General features: G+C 46.9%; 19 protein-coding genes. 9 read left to right on the top strand and 10 right to left on the bottom strand.

Annotation, left to right across the window (positions count from 1 at the left end):
- The first annotated feature begins 267 nt into the window (after nt 1–267).
- Nucleotides 268–2,022 (top strand): DNA repair protein RecN, encoded by a 1,755-nt coding sequence (gene recN / locus QUB04_RS18600; protein WP_333286566.1) that lies wholly within the window; start codon nt 268–270, stop codon nt 2,020–2,022.
- Between the two features lie 338 nt (nt 2,023–2,360).
- Here recN and QUB04_RS18605 read toward each other — a convergent pair whose 3' ends face one another.
- Nucleotides 2,361–3,623: a transposase gene (locus QUB04_RS18605; RefSeq protein ID WP_333286567.1), complete on the bottom strand. Its 1,263-nt coding sequence runs from the start codon at nt 3,621–3,623 to the stop codon at nt 2,361–2,363.
- 394 nt (nt 3,624–4,017) lie between these two features.
- On the opposite strand from QUB04_RS18605, the gene QUB04_RS18610 reads away from it, so the two are divergent.
- From QUB04_RS18610 to QUB04_RS18625, 4 genes are all read left to right on the top strand, one after another.
- The gene (locus tag QUB04_RS18610; RefSeq protein ID WP_333286569.1) at nt 4,018–7,197 is read left to right on the top strand and encodes a GAF domain-containing protein; all 3,180 of its coding nucleotides are present in this window, start codon (nt 4,018–4,020) and stop codon (nt 7,195–7,197) included.
- Between the two features lie 743 nt (nt 7,198–7,940).
- Nucleotides 7,941–8,489, top strand: a complete 549-nt coding sequence (locus tag QUB04_RS18615) for an inorganic pyrophosphatase (RefSeq protein ID WP_333286571.1) — start codon at nt 7,941–7,943, stop codon at nt 8,487–8,489.
- Nucleotides 8,490–8,650: 161 nt separating this feature from the next.
- On the top strand, nt 8,651–9,994 hold the full coding sequence (locus tag QUB04_RS18620; protein WP_333286573.1) for a protein kinase domain-containing protein: 1,344 nt from the start codon (nt 8,651–8,653) through the stop codon (nt 9,992–9,994).
- Between the two features lie 137 nt (nt 9,995–10,131).
- Entirely contained in the window at nt 10,132–11,499 is a 1,368-nt protein-coding gene (locus QUB04_RS18625; protein ID WP_333286574.1) for a serine/threonine-protein kinase, read from the top strand.
- Here QUB04_RS18625 and QUB04_RS18630 read toward each other — a convergent pair.
- Nucleotides 11,496–11,750 (bottom strand): hypothetical protein, encoded by a 255-nt coding sequence (locus QUB04_RS18630; protein WP_333286576.1) that lies wholly within the window; start codon nt 11,748–11,750, stop codon nt 11,496–11,498. The two genes, QUB04_RS18625 and QUB04_RS18630, sit on opposite strands and share 4 nt — an antisense overlap.
- A gap of 31 nt (nt 11,751–11,781) precedes the next feature.
- Between QUB04_RS18630 and QUB04_RS18635 the strand changes: the two genes are divergently transcribed.
- The 3 genes from QUB04_RS18635 to QUB04_RS18645 all read left to right on the top strand — a co-directional run bounded on the left by QUB04_RS18635 (nt 11,782) and on the right by QUB04_RS18645 (nt 14,316).
- Complete coding sequence (locus QUB04_RS18635) at nt 11,782–12,294, top strand: inorganic diphosphatase (RefSeq protein ID WP_006634582.1); 513 nt, start codon at nt 11,782–11,784, stop codon at nt 12,292–12,294.
- A gap of 523 nt (nt 12,295–12,817) precedes the next feature.
- Nucleotides 12,818–13,726: an MBL fold metallo-hydrolase gene (locus tag QUB04_RS18640; RefSeq protein WP_333286578.1), complete on the top strand. Its 909-nt coding sequence runs from the start codon at nt 12,818–12,820 to the stop codon at nt 13,724–13,726.
- A gap of 23 nt (nt 13,727–13,749) precedes the next feature.
- Nucleotides 13,750–14,316: a diheme cytochrome C gene (locus QUB04_RS18645; RefSeq protein WP_333286580.1), complete on the top strand. Its 567-nt coding sequence runs from the start codon at nt 13,750–13,752 to the stop codon at nt 14,314–14,316.
- Nucleotides 14,317–14,548: 232 nt separating this feature from the next.
- Here QUB04_RS18645 and QUB04_RS18650 read toward each other — a convergent pair whose 3' ends face one another.
- The 7 genes from QUB04_RS18650 to QUB04_RS18680 are packed head-to-tail and all read right to left on the bottom strand — an operon-like array spanning nt 14,549 to nt 16,481.
- A complete protein-coding gene (locus tag QUB04_RS18650; RefSeq protein ID WP_333141183.1) occupies nt 14,549–14,974 on the bottom strand; it encodes a hypothetical protein in 426 nt (141 codons plus the stop codon).
- Nucleotides 14,961–15,185 (bottom strand): hypothetical protein, encoded by a 225-nt coding sequence (locus QUB04_RS18655; protein ID WP_333141185.1) that lies wholly within the window; start codon nt 15,183–15,185, stop codon nt 14,961–14,963. The genes QUB04_RS18650 and QUB04_RS18655 overlap by 14 nt, the downstream gene beginning before the upstream one ends.
- A gap of 15 nt (nt 15,186–15,200) precedes the next feature.
- Complete coding sequence (locus QUB04_RS18660; protein ID WP_333141330.1) at nt 15,201–15,326, bottom strand: BrnA antitoxin family protein; 126 nt, start codon at nt 15,324–15,326, stop codon at nt 15,201–15,203.
- Nucleotides 15,280–15,438 carry a hypothetical protein gene (locus tag QUB04_RS18665; RefSeq protein ID WP_333286685.1) on the bottom strand — a complete coding sequence of 53 codons (159 nt, stop codon included), beginning with the start codon at nt 15,436–15,438 and terminating at the stop codon, nt 15,280–15,282. The genes QUB04_RS18660 and QUB04_RS18665 overlap by 47 nt, the downstream gene beginning before the upstream one ends.
- A gap of 23 nt (nt 15,439–15,461) precedes the next feature.
- On the bottom strand, nt 15,462–16,022 hold the full coding sequence (locus tag QUB04_RS18670) for a Uma2 family endonuclease (RefSeq protein WP_333286582.1): 561 nt from the start codon (nt 16,020–16,022) through the stop codon (nt 15,462–15,464).
- A gap of 46 nt (nt 16,023–16,068) precedes the next feature.
- Entirely contained in the window at nt 16,069–16,263 is a 195-nt protein-coding gene (locus tag QUB04_RS18675) for a hypothetical protein (RefSeq protein ID WP_333286584.1), read from the bottom strand.
- The gene (locus QUB04_RS18680; RefSeq protein ID WP_333286586.1) at nt 16,260–16,481 is read right to left on the bottom strand and encodes a hypothetical protein; all 222 of its coding nucleotides are present in this window, start codon (nt 16,479–16,481) and stop codon (nt 16,260–16,262) included. Before QUB04_RS18680 ends, QUB04_RS18675 begins: the two co-directional genes overlap by 4 nt.
- 463 nt (nt 16,482–16,944) lie before the next feature.
- Here QUB04_RS18680 and QUB04_RS18685 point away from each other — a divergent pair, with 463 nt between their 5' ends.
- Nucleotides 16,945–17,502 (top strand): HPP family protein, encoded by a 558-nt coding sequence (locus QUB04_RS18685; protein WP_333286588.1) that lies wholly within the window; start codon nt 16,945–16,947, stop codon nt 17,500–17,502.
- A gap of 143 nt (nt 17,503–17,645) precedes the next feature.
- Here the strand turns inward: QUB04_RS18685 and QUB04_RS18690 are convergent, their stop codons facing one another.
- Nucleotides 17,646–18,782, bottom strand: a complete 1,137-nt coding sequence (locus tag QUB04_RS18690; RefSeq protein ID WP_333286590.1) for a phosphodiester glycosidase family protein — start codon at nt 18,780–18,782, stop codon at nt 17,646–17,648.
- Nucleotides 18,783–18,814 lie beyond the last annotated feature (32 nt).

Here is an 18,814-nt window from a genome sequence, read left to right on the forward strand (position 1 = left end):
AATCAAAAGTATTCTAGTTAAAAATAAAAATGGGACTCGGAAAATTCGACGCGCCCCATAGTGGAGGAGCCAATAGCGAATTCCCTGTTTGGTCGAGGCTTTTAGACCCCATCCGATGGGGGATTTCCCATAGGGGATTTTAGATTAAGATTACCACTCAATCTAAAATATACAATCTACAATCTAAAATTGTCCGATGCTTTTAGGCACAATGCCCAATTCCCAATTCCCAATTCCCAATTCCCAATTCCCAATTCCCCATTCCTCATGTTAATATCCCTCAGAATAGAAAACTTTGCCTTAATTGACTGCCTGGATCTAGAATTTGGCCCGAGTTTGAACGTATTTACAGGGGAAACAGGCGCTGGTAAATCGATTATCCTAGATGCGATCGATGCAGTTTTGGGCGGGAAAGTCGATCGCCGATCGATTCGCACCGGAGCAGCGCGGGCAATATTGGAAGCTACCTTTGAATTGGACAAAGCCGCAGCTTTGTGGCTGGGCGAGCAAGAAATCGAACCCATAGACGGAAATTTAGCCGTTTGCAGCCGGGAAATTAACGCCTCTAGCGGTGCTCTACGCACCAGATCGCGCTTGAACGGAATTCTCGTCAACCGCCAGTTAATGGATCAACTGCGCGATCGGCTGGTCGAAATTACCGCCCAAGGCCAAACCGTCCACCTCGGACAAGAAACCCTCCAGCGAGAATGGCTCGATTTATACGGCGGCAAAAAGCTCACTGAAGCGCGATCGATCATCGCCTCCGCGTGGCTGGCAGCCAACAGCGCCAAAACCGCCCTCAAACGCAGGCGTCAGTCGGAACAGCAGCGACTGCAAAGACTTGATTTGTTAGAATACCAAGTCCGAGAACTCGGTGAAGCCCACCTCGAAAACGCCGACGAACTCGAACAGCTAGAACACGAATCAATCCGCCTAGGCCACGTCGTCGAATTGCAGCAGCAGAGTTACCAAGTCCACCAAGCCCTGTACCAAAACGATGGCGACAGCGCATCAGCCGCCGACTTGTTGAGCAAAGCCGAAGTAATTTTAAGCGACATGGCGGTTTACGATGTGCAGTTGCAACCAATCCTAGAAATGGTCAGCGATGCTTTAGCCCAAGCCACAGAAGCCAGCCGGCAAATTAGCAGCTACGGCGAACAATTAGAAGCAGATCCCGAAAGACTCGAAGAAGTAGAAGATCGGATTCGCGAACTCAAACAAATTTGTCGCAAATACGGGCCGCTCAAAGAAGCGATCGACTACTACCAAAGCATTCAAAACGAACTAAATGAACTTTTAGAAGGAGGCGAGTCAATGGAAGCCTTAGAACTCGCATATCAGAACGCTTTAGAGCAATTAAAAGACGCTTGCAACCACCTCACCACCCTGCGACGCGAAGCCGCCCTCAAACTAGAAACGCACCTCGTAGGAGAACTTAAGCCCTTAGCAATGGAAAAAGTGCAATTTCAAGTCGAGATATCGCCTTGTACCCCAACCGCCACCGGTGCCGACCAAATCGCCTTTTGTTTCAGCCCCAACCCGGGGGAACCTTTGCAACCCCTGGGGGCGATCGCCTCCGGGGGAGAAATGAGCCGCTTTCTACTCGCCATCAAAGCCTGTTTTTCCCAAATAGAAAGCGCCGGCACCCTGATTTTTGACGAAATCGACGCCGGAGTCTCCGGGAGAGTCGCTGGGGCGATCGCCAAAAAACTTTACCAACTTTCCGACAAACACCAAGTTCTCTGCGTCACCCACCAGCCGCTGATCGCCGCGATGGCTGATTTTCATTTTCGCGTCAACAAACAGACGATCGAAGCAGAACCAAGTATCGGCGAACCTGCCGCCGACTCCGAACCAGTCGAACGCACAGTAGTCAGAGTTGCCGCTCTCAACAGTGACCAGCGGCGGGAAGAACTCGCCCAACTCGCCAGCGGCCGCTCAGCAACAGAAGCCATCGCCTTCGCCGAATCCCTGCTTGTCGAAGCCGCTGGATTGCGCCAAACTGAGTTGGCAAAACCCTGACGACACACTTGAGCCGATCGGGGGGCCAAAAGGCGGAGTTTTTTCCGAGTCGGAGGTTACACTAAAAATGTCAACCGCAAATTTTACAAAAAAAAGCTGAAAACCCCGTGAATTTAGTGGGCTGAAAGCGTACAGCAGCAAAATAGAGATAAATTCTAGTTAAAAACCACAATTGTGTAGAGAAGGGCACACATCACTAGCAACAGGTAGTGTCACAATTGCGGCTAGTCCCACAAGGCCACCCCTCTTTCAGCAGCCCTCCCGCCAGTACGCATTCTTCTGCGGGCGATCGGCTCAAAGATCGGCAGAACTTACGTGACATACTCCCGACGCTGATGCTACGCATACAGCGCGGGCTTCCCAAGATCGCTCTTGGGTATTTCTGCCCCATGCCACTTATCTAGGTCATAGACCCCCGATAGCCCGACTTGGCAGACCGTTTCCTTTCCCCAGAGTCCCTGGGTACTTCTATTCTCTAGTCCACGACTCAAGACCATTTCTGCTGCTGCATGATCTCTATGTGTTTGATACCCACACTCAGGACAATGATGCTCTCTTACACTCAAGTCTTTCTTGACAGTGGCAAAACAAGCTGGACAGGTTTGGCTGGTTCCATTTGGGTTGACCTTAGCAAAGTACACCCCACGCTTCCAGCACACCCATTCAGCCAAAGAGAGAAACTGTCCAAATGCAGCATCAACACAATCTTTACGCAACATCCCTCTAGTCAACCCTTTGACATTGAGGTCTTCGGCAAAAATAGTTTGAGCTCGATCGCAGAGTTTATGAGCCGTTTTGAGGTGAAAATCCTTTCGACGGTTTGCAATTCGATTGTGCATTCTGGCAACTTCGATTTGCGCCTTCTCCCAGTTTTTAGAACGCTTCTTTTTCTTAGAGGCTTTGCGTTGCAGCAATTTCAGCTTGCCTTGCATAGACCGAAAGAACTTTGGACGTTCCTGGAAGCTGCCATCCGAAGCGGTCAAGAATCGCTCCAATCCCAAGTCAATTCCAATGGCTCGACCATAAACGGGGGCATCTGGGATAGATACGCTCGATTCAATCGTGACCACGACATACCATTGTGTTCCTCGAACCTTGGACAATACCCGAACCTGCTTCACCACAAATCCATCTGGAATTGGACGGTGCAGGTTGATCCGAATCGCCCCAATCTTAGGCAGCTTGATGAAATTGCTTTCAATTGGGTTGACTTTGAATTGAGGGAACACAAACGATTTGAATTGACCAAACTTCTTGAAGCGGGGAAATCCAAGTCCACGCTTTTGAAAAGCTTCCCAAGTGTCATGCAGTCTGCGAATCGTAGTTTGCAACACCTGAGAATGAACCTCACCCAAGCGGGGAATCAACTTTTTTGCTTTGGGCAGGTTGTTTTGCTGTCGGTGATAGGACGGGAACGGCTCAGATGCACTGATAATGTATTCCCGTTCCAAAGAACACCGCTCGATTATGCACTTACGTGAAGCAAGCCAGTCTTTGAGTTCGCGCAGAGCATAGTTATATACGCCTCGGCACGTCTCAGCCCATTCAAGCAGCTCAGTCTCTTGAATGGCATCTGGATAGATTCGGTAAGTGTAATTCATGGTCAACATCGCGATATTCTACCACGAACAGAGCGCGGTAAATGGTTGTTTCGGGGGCATCGAACCCCACTCAACAAGCGGCGAGACGACCTGTTACCCGACGCTGAAGGGAGTACCGTGGAGCGAGTGGGACTTATGTTCTCGCGCTCTTATTAGTTAAAGACGATTCGCATTCTCTAAAAAGATTGCAGCACTCCCACAGCCTCGTTACTCTCCCACCCTCCGTTCAGCAGCAAGGCCAACTGAATTTCCCTTGCCTTGTGGCCGGAGTTCTGTAAACTGGGAAATACTTTCACACATACTTGAGTCTTGTGCGACAGGTGACTCACTAATCAACTTCCCCACTCTCTTCGCTTAGAGACTAACCCTTACACTTAAGCTTCTGTAAAGGTCTATGAAATCTGCATCTTCCACCAATTACTCTTCTCTCGACAACGTGATTGATGTCGCTGTTGTCGGCGGTGAAAATCATCAGGAACGCTATCCTGCCCCGGAAATTAGGAGCAGTGCAATTGTCCCGCGCCAAGGAAACCTCTCCGGCATTCTCGACCTTCTAAATAAGCAAAGTTTCACAGTAGTAGTTAAGGAAGTAGAAGACAAACTTAAGGTTGTCAATCAAACCCTGGGAATGCTCGACAATATCCTGGAGAGCGAGGGATTTGATGCCATCCTCAACGAGATGTTGCAGTCGATTACCCTCAAAACAGGGGAATTGCTGAATGCCGATCGCAGCACGATATTTTTATTAGACGACGAAAAAAATGAACTCTGGGCGATCGTCGCTAAAGACGAAAATGGCAAAAACCTAGAAATCCGAGTTCCGGCCCACGTGGGTATTGCAGGAGAAGTAGCCACGTTCCAAAAAGTGGTTAATATCCCTTACGATTTTTACAACGACGAACGATCGGCTAACGCCAAAAAAACTGATGAAAAAACGGGCTACCGCACTTATACAATGCTGGCAATGCCCCTAATTAATGAAGATACAAAAGAGTTAGTAGCAGTTGTTCAACTGATTAATAAACTCAGACCAAATCACGAAAAATACCCGACTTTAGACGAACAAATCGACAGGCACGGATTTACTAAAGAAGACGAACAAGTTTTTAAAGAATTTGCTCCCTCGATTCGCCTAATTCTAGAATCTTCCAAATCTTTCTACGCAGCAACTCAAAGACAACGAGCAGCAACGGCGCTGATGAATGCCGTCAACGCTCTTTCTCAGAGCAGTTTAGACTTAGAAGATACCCTAAAAAGGGTGATGGATCAGGCCCAAGAACTCATGAACGCCGATCGTAGCACCCTGTGGCTGATCGACGAAGAGAAAGACGAACTGTGGACGAAAATCCCGATGGGCGGCAACCTTAAAGAAATTCGCATACCCAGAACCGCCGGTTTTGCAGGCATCGTCGCCCAATCTAGCGAACCACTGCTGATTCCCTTTGATGTGTACGACGACCCGCGCGCCGCCACTTCCAAAGAAGTAGATCAAAAGTCGGGCTACCGCACTTGCAGTATGCTTTGTATGCCAGTATTTAACTCCGACAAAAAATTGATTGGTGTCACCCAATTAGTTAATAAAAAACGACAAGGAGAATTCCCGCCCTACAACCCGGAAGATTGGCCGCACGCCCCCGATCAGTGGAAAGCGAGTTTCAATCGCAACGACATGGAATTTATGAAGGCGTTTAACATCCAAGCAGGAGTGGCGCTGCAAAACGCCAAACTGTTTGCCGAAGTCAAACAACAAGAACAAAGACAAAAAGATATGCTGCACGCCTTGACTAACGGCGTGATTTCTACAGATAAAAAAGGCAATATAGTAGCGACCAATCCCAGTGCCAAAAAATTACTGGGTGTCAGCGATGCAGAATTAGCCGAAGGTCAATCTTTGCGCGAGTTAATTAAGTTAGAAAAAGGCGATTTTGCCAAATGGTTTGATGCGTCTTTGTCTCCCGAAGACGATAACGATCGCCAGCAGTATTACCCCGATCAAGTTTTACTCTCCTTGGAAGGAGAAGGGCAGAGTATCAATCTCTCGATTAATTCAATGACTGACGCTACCGACCCCAACAAGGTCAACGGCGCGTTAGTCGTCATGGAAGATATTAGCAGCGCCAAGCAAATCAAAAACTTGATGTACCGTTACATGACCCCAGAAGTAGCCGAAGCTTTGTTAGCTTCAGGCGATACAGGATTGGGCGGTAAGCGCAAAAACGTTTCGGTGCTGTTCTCAGACATTCGCAGCTATACCACACTTACGGAAAAATTGCAAGCCGAAGAAGTGGTAGTGATGCTGAATAAATATTTTGAAGTGATGGTAGATGTCGTATTTGAGTACGGAGGGACTCTCGACAAATACATCGGCGATGCTCTGATGGCCGTTTTTGGCTCTCCAGCGCCCCTAGAGGATCATGCTTGGTGCGCCATGCAAACGGCAGTGAAAATGCGCGAAAAACTGGCAGAGTTTAATGAAGATCGCGTGGCAAATGGCGAACTGCCGATCGGCATTGGTATGGGCGTGCATTCCGACGAAGTTGTCAGCGGCAACATCGGTAGTAGCAAACGCATGGAATTGACTTCTATAGGAGACGGCGTAAACCTCGCCTCTCGCTTAGAAGGCGCTAGCAAGCAGTACGGCACCGACTTGATCATCAGCGACAATACTTACAGAGATTATGCCGATCGGCTGTACGTGCGGGAACTAGACTTTATTACTGTCAAAGGCAAAAGCGAACCCGTAATCGTTTACGAACTCATTGGCATCCGCGAGGGATACTCGCCAGTGGGCAAGTCACTAACGGAAACACAGCAACAAATTATAGAACATTACACCAAGGGGCGCGAACATTACAAAACTCCAGTCCACCAAAGACTCTCTGAGAGTGAGGTGAAAAACATCTTAAAGGATGTCGCCGAAATGCCGGAGACCGAGATTAAGAAACTGTCCTACAATTTAGAGCAACAGTTGGAACACGAGCTCAAGAACCTGTTATATCAACTGAAAAAGCTGTCAGAGTACGACCCCAAAAACCTGTCCGAAGCAGACAAACTCATCGTACTGTTGCAGACAGAAATCCAACTGCTGAAATTTGAAGGCATCAAAAACCTCTCGGAAGAGGAAGCCAAAATGCTGCTGCAAGCAAAAATCAAGCCCCTATCAGCAGACGATATTAAATACTTGCAAGAAGGCGAAGTCAAAAAGCTGTTGGAAGCAGACATCTTAGAACCATCAAATCCCCAAATCAAGCGGCTGAAACCAGGAGAGATCAGGCAGCTATTGCAGGCGAAAATTAAAAGTCGGGCCTGCGAGACAGTTGCAGAAATGTTAGATGAGGAATTTGAAAACCTGGGACTCGATCGGGTGAAAAAACTGCTGAGCGAGTTTAAGAAAGCCTTAGAACCAAAAGCCAAGCAAGCTTTTACAGACGCCAAACGCGAATTTAACGCCGTTCTGGAAGTTGACCCGAAAAACAAGGCAGCTAAATTGCACGTCGATCGCTGTATGTTATTTCAGCATAGTTTTTCAGATGTACTCAACTGGGATGGTGTGTGGAATCTCACAGAAAAATAGCAGTAGCCCACAGCAAATGCTGGCGGTGGCGTCAGGGTTCGGGGCGGGGGCGATCGCGATCGGGGGTGCGCCTCCCATCCCACCACCAATTAACCTTAATATCCTATTGAGGTAATTGTAAATAAGCTCCAACAGGTATTATGGTTATCAGGAAGATGGGTTTAAAACCCTGTCCTTTTAGGACGGCTTTGTATTAAAATGCTGAAGACTCAAAGGATCTTTAGGCTCAAGACACGTTGAAACAGCTACGATGAGAGCAAACTTAAAGACAGCTAGAAGGGCAATGGTTGACTCTAACCCGGAAGGCAAGAGTAAAAGTCGCCATAGGGCATTGGGAGACTTTAAACGGACAGGGAGGGACTGTAAGACTACTTCGGTAGCAAGACCCGATGAACTGTCAAGAATCACCGCTGAAGAGAACGGGCGTGAGTATGTCAAATAACCGGATTTGAATTTGCCAGCGAGATGCCGGGGTTTCGCCCTACGTGTTTCGTTCGCACTACCTACCGCAACAAACTTAGCACTTCTATTATTTGAAGCGCTTAAAAATAGTTATGACGGGCGGCAGCGTTACCCGGTTTCTGAGAAAAATCTTGGAGAAAGGCGACGAAAAATCCGCTCAAAAACCGGGTTTCTCACCCCGCCCGCGTAAATCTTAATAGCGTTAGTGGCTCCTAAAAAGAGCTTCCTTCGCAGATAGTCAATGTTCTAGTCTTAGATATAGAAAACCACTAGCGTCAGTTATGGATAATTGGAATTCGCAATCGGGAGATGTTGAGTGGGTAGATCAGGTTTACCAACTATTGCTGGAGATTGCTCGGAGCTCCCTGTCAGATATCCCCAGAATCCCGGAAAATATCACTGTTAAGGCTATCCCTTTGATCCAGAAGGTACAAAGCATTCAGCAAAGACCTGACGGGCAAGTGTTCAAATCTGGTTCCTTTTCTGTAAACGATCACGAATGGGTCGATCGAGTCTGTCAACTATTGGTAGAACTAACCAGCGCGTCTTTGTCCGAACAGCCCAAAATGCCGGAAAACCTGGCAGGCCGATCTTTAGCCCTCGCCGATCGAGCACAAAAAATTAAAGAAGACATCGAAGAAAATGCAGCCCAAACCCCAGCAGATGAAGATGACAATTCTTTACAGCCTCCAGAGGCGCTGCTTTCCCTATTGCACCACAGTTTGAAAGCTCAGCGCGCCAAAAGCTACAACCCCGATGCCCCCGAATGGCAGCAAGTCTTGAGCCTGCTCGACGTAGTGCAGTCAATTTACAAGCAAATCCAAAATTAAATTCAAGGTTAACTCAGGGGCGTCTTCCGCAGTGCGCGATCGCTGGCTCTTAAAGGCAGTTGCTCTTTGACATAAAATTTTTTTTGCCCTAGCCCGAAGATTTCCGATTCTTGCACTTTTGTCAACTAAACTAGGTTTAATCGGTTCTAGGGCAGGACAACATGAGCGGACAAAGCATCGGCGATTTGTCAAAAGAAATATTAGCCGATCGCTATCAGTGCGATCGGCGGCTCGGCAAGCAAGCAGGAAGGCAAACCTTACTCGCCCGCGACTTAAAAACCCAAAAGCAAGTAGTAGTCAAACTCCTGTCATTCAGCAGCGACTTTAACTGGGAAGACTTAAAATTGTTCGAGCGAGAAGTCGAAACCTTAAAATCCCTATCCCATCCCGCAATTCCCCGATATTTAGACTCCTTTGAAATCGACACTCCCAACCGCAAAGGATTCGCCCTAGTTCAGACTTACATCGAAGCCAAATCCCTACAAGAATATCTTTCAGACGGCCGCACCTTCAGCGAAAGCGAAGTCAAACAATTAGCCACAGCATTATTAGACATCCTCGCCTACCTGCACCAGCGACAGCCCCCCGTCATTCACCGCGACATTAAACCCAGCAATATTTTACTCAAGAATCGATCGGGAAACAGCGTCGGCGAAGTCTACCTAGTCGATTTCGGTGCAGTTCAAACTCTAGCAACCCAACAAGGGAAAACAGTCACCGTTGTCGGAACTTATGGCTATATGCCACCAGAACAATTTGGCGGGAGGGCTGTTCCCGCTTCCGACTTGTACGGCTTGGGAGCAACATTAATCGCCTTAATTACCAAGCAGCATCCAGCCGATTTGCCGCAGAAAGATTTGCAGATCGAATTCGAGCAAATCACCCAACTGAGTTCCGGTTTTACCAATTGGCTGAAGTGGATGACGCATCCCAGTTTAGAGCGCCGTCCCGCCTCAGTCCAAATAGCAAAAGAAGTTCTCGAAAAACCACAGACAATAAATAAATATTCCCTACCATTGAAACAGGGAAAAACCGTGAATACCTTTAGCTTGTTCTGGAATGCGATCGGGTACAGTACGTTTACAGGAGCTCTATATGTAGGAGCTTGTGCAGCAATTTACAGCACCTTTTTTTTGCCGATATTGGGAACAATTATCGGAGGAATGCTGGGCTTTTTTATAGGGTTGCTGCTGGGGTTGGAGAACGCAATAGTCGTAGTATTTGTGACGCGCTGGTGGTTTGCTCCCCTAACTAATCCCAAACTTCACCGACTGGTTTTAACTGCAATTAGTATCATAATCTGCACCTTGACAAGCATCATCTTCTTTCTGCCGATAGCGGATATGATCAACAGTCTTGAGGTTAACGACGATGCCAGGGTTCCTATTATGTCCTCCAGTGAGTATATTGTCTTCGTGCTTGTGCCGTCGCTAATGGCAGGACTATCAATGGGGGCAACTAGCAAGTCTATTGCCCGGTGGTATCAAAAAGAAACCGGACTCTAAAATTGAGATAGTTCTGGACGCACTCCGATGAAAAAAACCGGGTTTTTTTACGAAAATACGCTTTGCAACCCGCAGATTCGCTAAAAAACCCGGTTTGTGGGCGACCCTCGCCTCAAGTTAAAATTAAGGTAAAAAAGATGACCGGGAAAATACTAGCAGAACGCTACGAAGTGCAGCGGCAACTTGGCAAACAAACTGGTCGCCAAACGCTGCTGGCTCATGATTTGCAAACTCAAAAATTAGTTGTCATCAAACAGCTATTCCTCGGCAGCGATTTTGAATGGCAAGACCTCAAGCTGTTTGAACGGGAAGCGGAAACTTTAAAAGCACTCGCTCACGCAGCAATTCCTCGCTACCTCGACTACCTCGAAATTGACGAACCAGACAGCAAAGGATTTGCCCTGGTACAGACTTATGTAGAAGGTAAAACTTTGGAAGAGCATTTGCGTTCGGGGCGTACTTTTAGCGAAAGCGATGTGAAACAATTAGCTAAATCGCTGTTAGAAATTTTACATTATTTGCAAAAGCAAAATCCGCCTGTTATTCACCGCGATCTTAAACCCAGCAATATTTTACTGCACAGCAGCTCCGGTCACTCGGTGGGACAAGTTTATTTAGTTGATTTTGGTTCGGTGCAGAACCAAGTGGCAAAATGTGGTGGCACAATTACAGTAGTCGGAACTTACGGATATATGGCACCAGAACAATTTGGCGGGCGCTCGGTGCCGGCTTCCGACCTCTACGGTTTAGGGGCAACTTTAATTTATTTGGTAACAGGTTTGCATCCCAGTGAACTGTCGCAGCAGGATTTGACAATTCAATTTGCAGATCGGGTAAAGCAGCTCAATCCTCATTTAATTGATTGGCTGGAGCGGATGACAGAACCGAGTTTGTCCAAACGTTTATCTTCGGCTGGGGAAGCATGGAGAGCGCTCAAAAATCCCCGCCCGATCGACAAAACTCCTATACCATTGCAGCCACAAGGCAGCGATATTAAACTGACAAAAACTTCTGAGTTTATAGAAATTGTAATTCCGCCCCAAGGACTCAGTTTTAATTTAATGGCGCTGATTTCGGCTGCGCTTCCCGTGAATGCCCTTTACTTTCGCTTGCTTTTTTCCATTTACCCCTGGCAATTCGATCATTTACCTATACATTATTTTGGGGTAATTATATTATTTATATTAGTAACTTTATCATCTCCGCTAGTAGTAATATTTCTATTTGCGCTATTTCGGAAAGTGCGTCTCAGAATCGATCGGCAGCAAATCTCTTGTACCAACCATCTGCTGGGGTTGAGATGGAATCATTCCCACTCAGCCCCCAGACAGGAGATTTCCTATTTGGAAATTGAAGAAATTGACTACAACGTTTCTCAGGTGATTATTCAAGCAGGCAACCAAAAATATCGACTAGGAGTGAAGCAGGGACTAAGTGAATCAGAAATCGAATGGTTAGCAACAGAACTCAGCCAGTGGTTGGGATTCAAATTCAAAATAACCTAGCCATACTGTGTATTGATTAGATGCGAGGGCTCAAAAGATATCCCGATCGCCCTCTCAAACCATAGCCCCCTCAAACTGTGCGATGGGCATCCCGCCTTCCGGTATTTTCCCAGCAGGCGGGACACCCCACAAGCATCATCCTCAAATTGTGCAACCCCGATCGCACTCCTGGGCTTTCGGTCAATCTCATGGAGCATCGAGCCCGATCGCCCGTAAAATGCTATCAAAGGGATTTGGCAAGTAGCACTCATCCCAATCATCTGTTAACTTGGAGATATTGTTGTGGACTTATCGCTAATTCCGGCACAGCCGAAACCAGGACTGCTCAACGTCCTCATCGAAATTACCGCCGGTAGCAAAAACAAGTACGAATTTGATAAAGACTTACAAGCCTTTGCTCTCGATCGGGTGCTGTCTTCCTCAGTCCAATATCCGTGCGACTACGGCTTCATACCCAATACCTTAGCCGATGATGGCGACCCCCTCGACGGCATGGTGATGATGGATGAGCCCACATTTCCAGGGTGCATTATCGCAGCCCGTCCGATCGGAATGCTGGAAATGATCGACGGAGGCGACAGGGACGAAAAACTTTTGTGCGTTCCCGACAAAGACCCCCGCTATGCTCACTATAAGTCCCTCAAAGACGTAGCACCCCACCGCTTGGACGAAATAGCCGAATTTTTTAGAACCTACAAAAATTTGGAGAAAAAAGTCACGGAAATTCTGGGTTGGCAAGATGTCGATCAAGTCATGCCCTTAGTGGAAAAGTGCATCGCAGCCGATCGCAAATAAGCCCCTAGCCCGCACTCCTCGACTGCAACCCGACTAAAAACTCAGGAAACCGAACTTAAGGCGATGCTGCAGGTCTAGGGATGCAGTCGAGGAACGGGTGGCTACAATGTCAAATCAGTCGTGAATGCCGACTCACCGGAACGGCATTCCTCAAAACCCCATTTCGGCCCCAATCTTGAAAAAAATACTACTCCTAGAGTAAGATTAAGCGCAAATTCTACCCCTGGAAAATGCGTTCTACGTTTGAGGAAATTTTACCCGAACACTCTTATTCGGCGCTATCTTAATCTCAGAACACAGAACACGCCGGACAGCGCGCAGGGTGCAAAAAATAATAATCTTTCAAGCGTGACATCTCCTACACCAATCGGTACGGTTTAGGCTTCTAATAGCCCAAGTGTGCGGGATTCGGATGGTTTCCCGATCAAGCGCTTTATTATAGTACAGATTGCTAAAGACTAAAAACTAAAAAGTAAAAACTAAGATTTCAACTCCCAAGTTCCTGCCGCCAAAACTAAAAAAAATGCCAGATTCCGCACCCTCTCTAGCCAATCCACAGCCTTCCGATCACAAAGCCACTATGGAAAATAGTCCTTTGACCGAGTTTGTCGTTCAGTTTTGGGGCGTGCGGGGCAGCATAGCCACCCCCGGCACCAAAACACTGCGCTACGGAGGCAACACCTCCTGTGTAGAAATGCGCTTGGGCAAAAAACGCCTGATTTTTGACGGTGGTACGGGCCTGCGAGTTCTGGGCCTCAACCTGCTGCGACAAATGCCGGTGGAAGCCCATATGTTTTTCAGCCACACTCACTGGGATCACATTCAAGGGTTTCCGTTCTTTACTCCCGCCTTTATCCCGGGGAACTGCTTTCACATTTACGGTGCGATCGCCCCCAACGGCACTACAATCAAACACCGTCTTGCCGACCAAATGGTACACCCCAATTTTCCCGTCCCCATCCAAGTCATGCAGTCCGACCTCAAATTTAACGATTTGACGCCTGGGGATATTCTCGAACTCGACGATGTGAAAATAGAAACGGCACTGCTCAACCATCCCAACACCGCGATCGGATATCGAGTCACCTGGGAGGGACACACAGCCGTCTACTGCACCGATACAGAACATTTTCCCGATCGCCTAGACGACAACGTGTTACACCTAGCTCGCAACGCCGACGTGCTGATTTACGACGCCAACTACACCAACGAAGAGTATTACGACTTCAAAACCCCGAAAGTCGGCTGGGGACACTCTACTTGGCAAGCAGGAGTAGAAATAGCGAAAGCTGCTGGAGTCAAAAAAATCGTGATGTTTCACCATGATCCGGGCCACGACGACAATTTTCTCGATGGCGTAGAAGCAGACGTGCAGGCAGCGTTCGCCAATAGCTGCTTAGCCCGCGAAGGCATGAGCATACCAGTGATTTAATAACCAAAAATAAATTCAGAATTATGAAACAGGAAAAACCCCGCAAACGTCGCAGAGTAGGCTTGCGGGGGCTTTATTCAACTTTGCTGGTGTTGATAATTATCTGCTGTACCTGCGGCGGATGGGTTGCAGCTCAGACTGCCTACTCTCGCACTCCCGCGCGACTTGCTCAGGTTTCTTCGATCGAGGATACTGGTACGGTCGATCGCATCCCCGAAAACTACCAACTCGGACAGCAACTTTATCTAGAAAACTGCGCCACCTGTCACATCGCTTTACCGCCGCAAGTATTACCTACAGAAACTTGGCGCCGGTTGCTGCAAGATCCCCAACACTACGGACAAACCATCAAACTGCTAGTAGACCCGCCCCGCCTGCTAGTCTGGAACTACCTGCAAACTTTTTCCCGTCCCCAAGCCAAAGACGAAGAACTCGCCTACCGAGTCGCCAGTTCTCGCTATTTCAAAGCTCTGCACCCCAAAGTCAAGCTGTCGCAACCCGCAAATATCAGCAGTTGTGTTACTTGTCATCCCGGTGCATCTAAATACAATTTCCGCAAGCTTACCGCCGAGTGGGAAAACTCTCCGTAGGGAATGCAGGACTTATCCAAAAACTATTGAGTAGGGGGGTTATGCGGGCTGATTAAGTTGTGGGTGTATCGCGCTAAGGCGGATGAAGAGATTTTAGGCCCACGGAAAGTCATTGTAATTATGTCATTCTGAGCGGAGTTTACTTGCAGAGCGTAGTGTCAATCTCGACTCAAAAAAATTAAGATTTTCCCATATCTATGCTGCAACCCACCATTTTATCATATTCATAATCTCAACTATCCCTAAATTTAGGACACACTTCAAACGCCAACTGTGAACGATAAAAACAGACATCAAACTCCATAAAAAAGTTTAACTGGCCTAAAATAATAGGCGGCTCGTTAGATTTAGCCCAAGCAAAAGCCAAACGAACAGGTGGAAAATCGCTAATTTGTCCCACCACAGCTAAACCCCTTGCTTCCACTGGCGCAAGATTACCTGCTAACGGAATTGAAAGCGTTTGCTCCTCCCAAACAGCTCCCAACGCTAAACCAACATGGTACGGTAAAACATTAAGACTCGATCCCGTATCCAACAAACCCAAAGTCTCCGAAATACAATCCCGATAGCTTAAAGTTATGGGTACACAGGGAAAAAAATTAGTTTCTCCTGCTTGATTCCTTCGTTCGATAAAAGAAAATCGTTTAGAATTTCGCATTTTCTTTCGTTTCTTCTTGTTCTAATAAGCTCATTAATTTCTGAGCAGCATCACCATAATCATAAGGCGACCAAACACGATAAGCCGCGCCATTATCCAATGGCTTTAACATTTCTTCTTTCGCCAATTCAGCCATTAAAAATTGCATCATTTGAAACTTCTCGGCAGGGGATAACTGCCGAAGTTGGTCTAATAATTCAAGATTTGACATAAAACGCCATTGAATTCATTTTTCTATCTTACCACGACCTTGAGGTTTAAACCACTCCAAAACATCACTGTCTATGCGTAAGGTGAGTTGAGCTTTAGTCTGAGGGTTGGGCAAACCTCGCCGAACTACTGCTAAGCGCAAACATTTTAGGCGTAATTTCAGGGCAATCAGATAAATCAATATCTCGATCGCTTATGGCATCGAGGCGTGGCCAGTCAGTTTGAGATTTGCTCGAAGTAAATTCGTTGTTCATATTTGGTTGCTGTAAAACACCAACTAAACAGGCAAAAACAGTTCTGAAAAACTAATTTCAATCTCAGGAAAAGCTAGCATTCTAATCACAGCATTATCTGCAACAACTATCTCAGATTGATAGCCTCCCGGTGCAGGATTCCGATAAATATATGCCTCGCGGGCCGCTACATCTAATATCCAATATTCAGCGATATTTGCTCTCGCATAAATCGGTGCCTTTTCCCGGCGATCAATTTGTAAGGTCGAGTAGGAAACTTCAATTAACAGCAAGATTTCGCTAGGATTTGGGTGATGGTCGCGATAATCTCCCGGCTCGATACAAACAATAGCTATATCTGGTTCCGGTTCCGAAGTTGCTAAAGTAATTGGCAACTGCACGCGAATTAATGCTAAATCTCTTAGCAGGTGTTGTAGATATCGATCGCTGCGTTGGGTTGTAGCAGCATGGGGTGGAGTTTGTGCGCTCATTTCAACAATTCTCCCATCTAGCAATTCAATCTTATTACCTTCAGTGAGAATGCCAGCTTCAATCATGCGGTGATATTCTTCCACTGTCCAGATTTTTTCTCTTGTTGCTGTCATAATCTTTGCCTGCAAAAGCTTACTTCATATTATAGTAATTGCCGATTCAATCAAAAAACACTGGTTTGTCCGGTGCTGGTCGAGATCCCTTTTGAAAGCGTTCCCAAGACTGTTTTAATTGAGCAGGATCTGGATATTCGCGATGGTAAACCACCAGGACATTCGTCAAATTCCGTCCCGGCGGCAATAAAATCTGCCCTTGATGAGCCAAACCCACGGAAGCACCACCGTCCAAATTCATCGCTTCAAAACAGCCGTAGCACGGGCGAGGGCGGGACGCATCGCTTGCATAACCTTAGCTTCTGCTTCCAAAGACAAACTATCAAAAAAAATTATCAAAAATAACTTCTCTCTCGAAGTCGGAAAGCCGATCGCCGTTATCGAGTCCACGCCCACAACATGAGAATCTTTAAAACCTTCCGATAAAGGAGACAGCCAAACTTTCCCCCCTTTAACCAATCTCGGCCCGCAAGTCAAAGAAAACCTATATTGACTCCAATCCAGCTTACGCTTACTGGGCCTCGCACCTTACAAATAACCTCTCGCTTTACCCTCATCAATAACTCTGACGGCTAACGGTGAAGTTTTGCGACTGCCGATAACGTCTGTTGCCAAACCGACCAAACTCGCTAGTCAGTTCCAACTGAGATGTTGCACCATTGTCAATAAGCCTTTGATGAACGGGCTCTGGGGCCCGTTCCACAAGAGGAAAATCTACTCTTTGTGGAACAGGCCGGAAAGCCTGTTCTTGAGAATGGTGCCCGATGTGAGTTCCAACCGAGTGGTTAGCAGCAGCTTGAGTAGCCTAGAAGTAAAAAATCTGTGCCTTTAGCTACTTTTTGACAAATTGTTATGATATCTTAACTTTAGCGGAGGCTAGTTCCGACAATTTAAGAAACCTGGTTATCAAGTAACCTGATTTATGATTGACCGTAAAAAAATTCAACTGAAATGGGAAAGTTATTGGTTTAAAACCTTTGGGAGATGGCGATCGTGTCCATTGGCCTGCCCAATAGACAGACCTCATCCTCGGCATATTTTTTGGAGTTGGATTGGCAGTTTTTTGGCAATTACTGCAACGTCCTATCTGGCTGTAAAAACTAATTCTCCTTTACTAATGGCTCCGTTTGGCGCTACAAGCGTTCTGATCTTTGGTGTCCCTGACAGCCCTTTGGCTCAACCCCGGAATGTCATTGGGGGCAATTTCTTCGCTGCTCTCACCAGTTTAATAATTCTGCATTTTCTCGGTTCTTCTCCCTGGGCGATGGGAATGGCTGTTTCTACTGCGATCGGAATTATGCAGATTACCAGAACTCTACATCCGCCTTCGGGAGCAGTTGCCTTAGTCGTCATGATGACCCAACCAGACTGGAAATTTTTGCTAACACCTGCTTTTGAGGGATCAATAATCTTGGTCTTGTGCGCCGTCATCTTTAATAATTTAGCGGCAGAAAGGACGTATCCCAACCACTGGTTATAGCATTATCTCTAATGATTTCATCCTTCCCTTGGGAGCACCACCCAAAATCTGGATGCTCCCTCGATTCCTTCTTCCTTCTTCGTTCTTTCCTCCATCCGTTACATCCCGATTCAGTGCGCGTTGCCGAATTTCCTTCTGCTAGATCAATCAAAAAACACTGATTTGTCCGGCGTTGGTCGAGATCCCTTTTGAAAGCGTTCCCAGGACTCCTTTAACTGAGCCGGCGCCGGATATTCGCGATCGTACACCACCAGCACATTCGTCAAATTCCGTCCCGGTGGCAATAAAATCTCCCCTTGATGAGCCAAACCCACCGAAGCGCCCCCGTCCAAATTCATAGCTTCAAAACAGCCGATCCTCTGCATAACTTTAGCTTCTGCTTCCAAAGACAAACTATCAAGAAAAGTCACCAAAAATAACTTATCTCTCGAAGCCGGAAAGCCGATCGCCGTTCTCGAACCCACGCCCAAAACACCAGCATCTTTAAATCCTTCCGACAAAGGAGACAGCCAAACTTTCCCCCCTTTAACCAATCTCGGCCCGCAAGTCAGAGAAAACCAATGTTGACTCCAATCCGGCTTACCTTCAGTTCTAGCCGTCACCATTTCCAATTGATTTCCCGCTTTAATCCCCAAAGTCGTGCCGTAATTTTCCCATCGGCTATATTTCAGAAACTTACCCGCCGCCACCATATTTCCCAGCACAGATTTCTGCTCATCTTTACCAAAAAAAGTCCCGTTAGCAACAACAGCAGCCCGGTAACGCGCTACCATATTTTCAAAAGGTTCATCGCCCCGCGTGACTTTAGAAGTATTGGCAAAATCTGCATTATTAGCTAACCCAATTGTGATATAAATTTCTGGGTCTGCGAGGTCAATAGTTGTGAGATAAAAACTTGCGCCAGCTACATTTTGGCTGCTGACTTGTACCGGTTTTGTTTGCTTAGCAGAACGTTTGATAATTTGAGGTTGAGACGGCTGCACAGCCGGAGAATTTTCGGGCGATTTTACAATAGGATTACTCGGCAGAGGTTGATTGGTTTTTGCCGATTTTACAATGGGATTGCTAGGAAGAGATTGAGGAGTTTGATTTGATTGTATACTTGATAAAAAAGCGAGTGACTTTTGCCACAGTTGAGCCGCCAGAGTCAAGAAACTATCTCGGTTTTGGGCGATCGCAAAATAGTCAGCCGCAACCCGCGCCAAAGCTATGCCCGTTAAAAATAAAAAAGTGCGCCGCAGTATCGGGCGACAACCTTCAGACTGTTTGCGTTTAGACATAAAAAAATCTCAGCTAGGATAGCGAACAGTTT

This window comes from Microcoleus sp. D2_18a_B4, assembly GCF_036702475.1.
In the GTDB taxonomy this organism is placed as follows: Bacteria; Cyanobacteriota; Cyanobacteriia; order Cyanobacteriales; family Microcoleaceae; genus Microcoleus.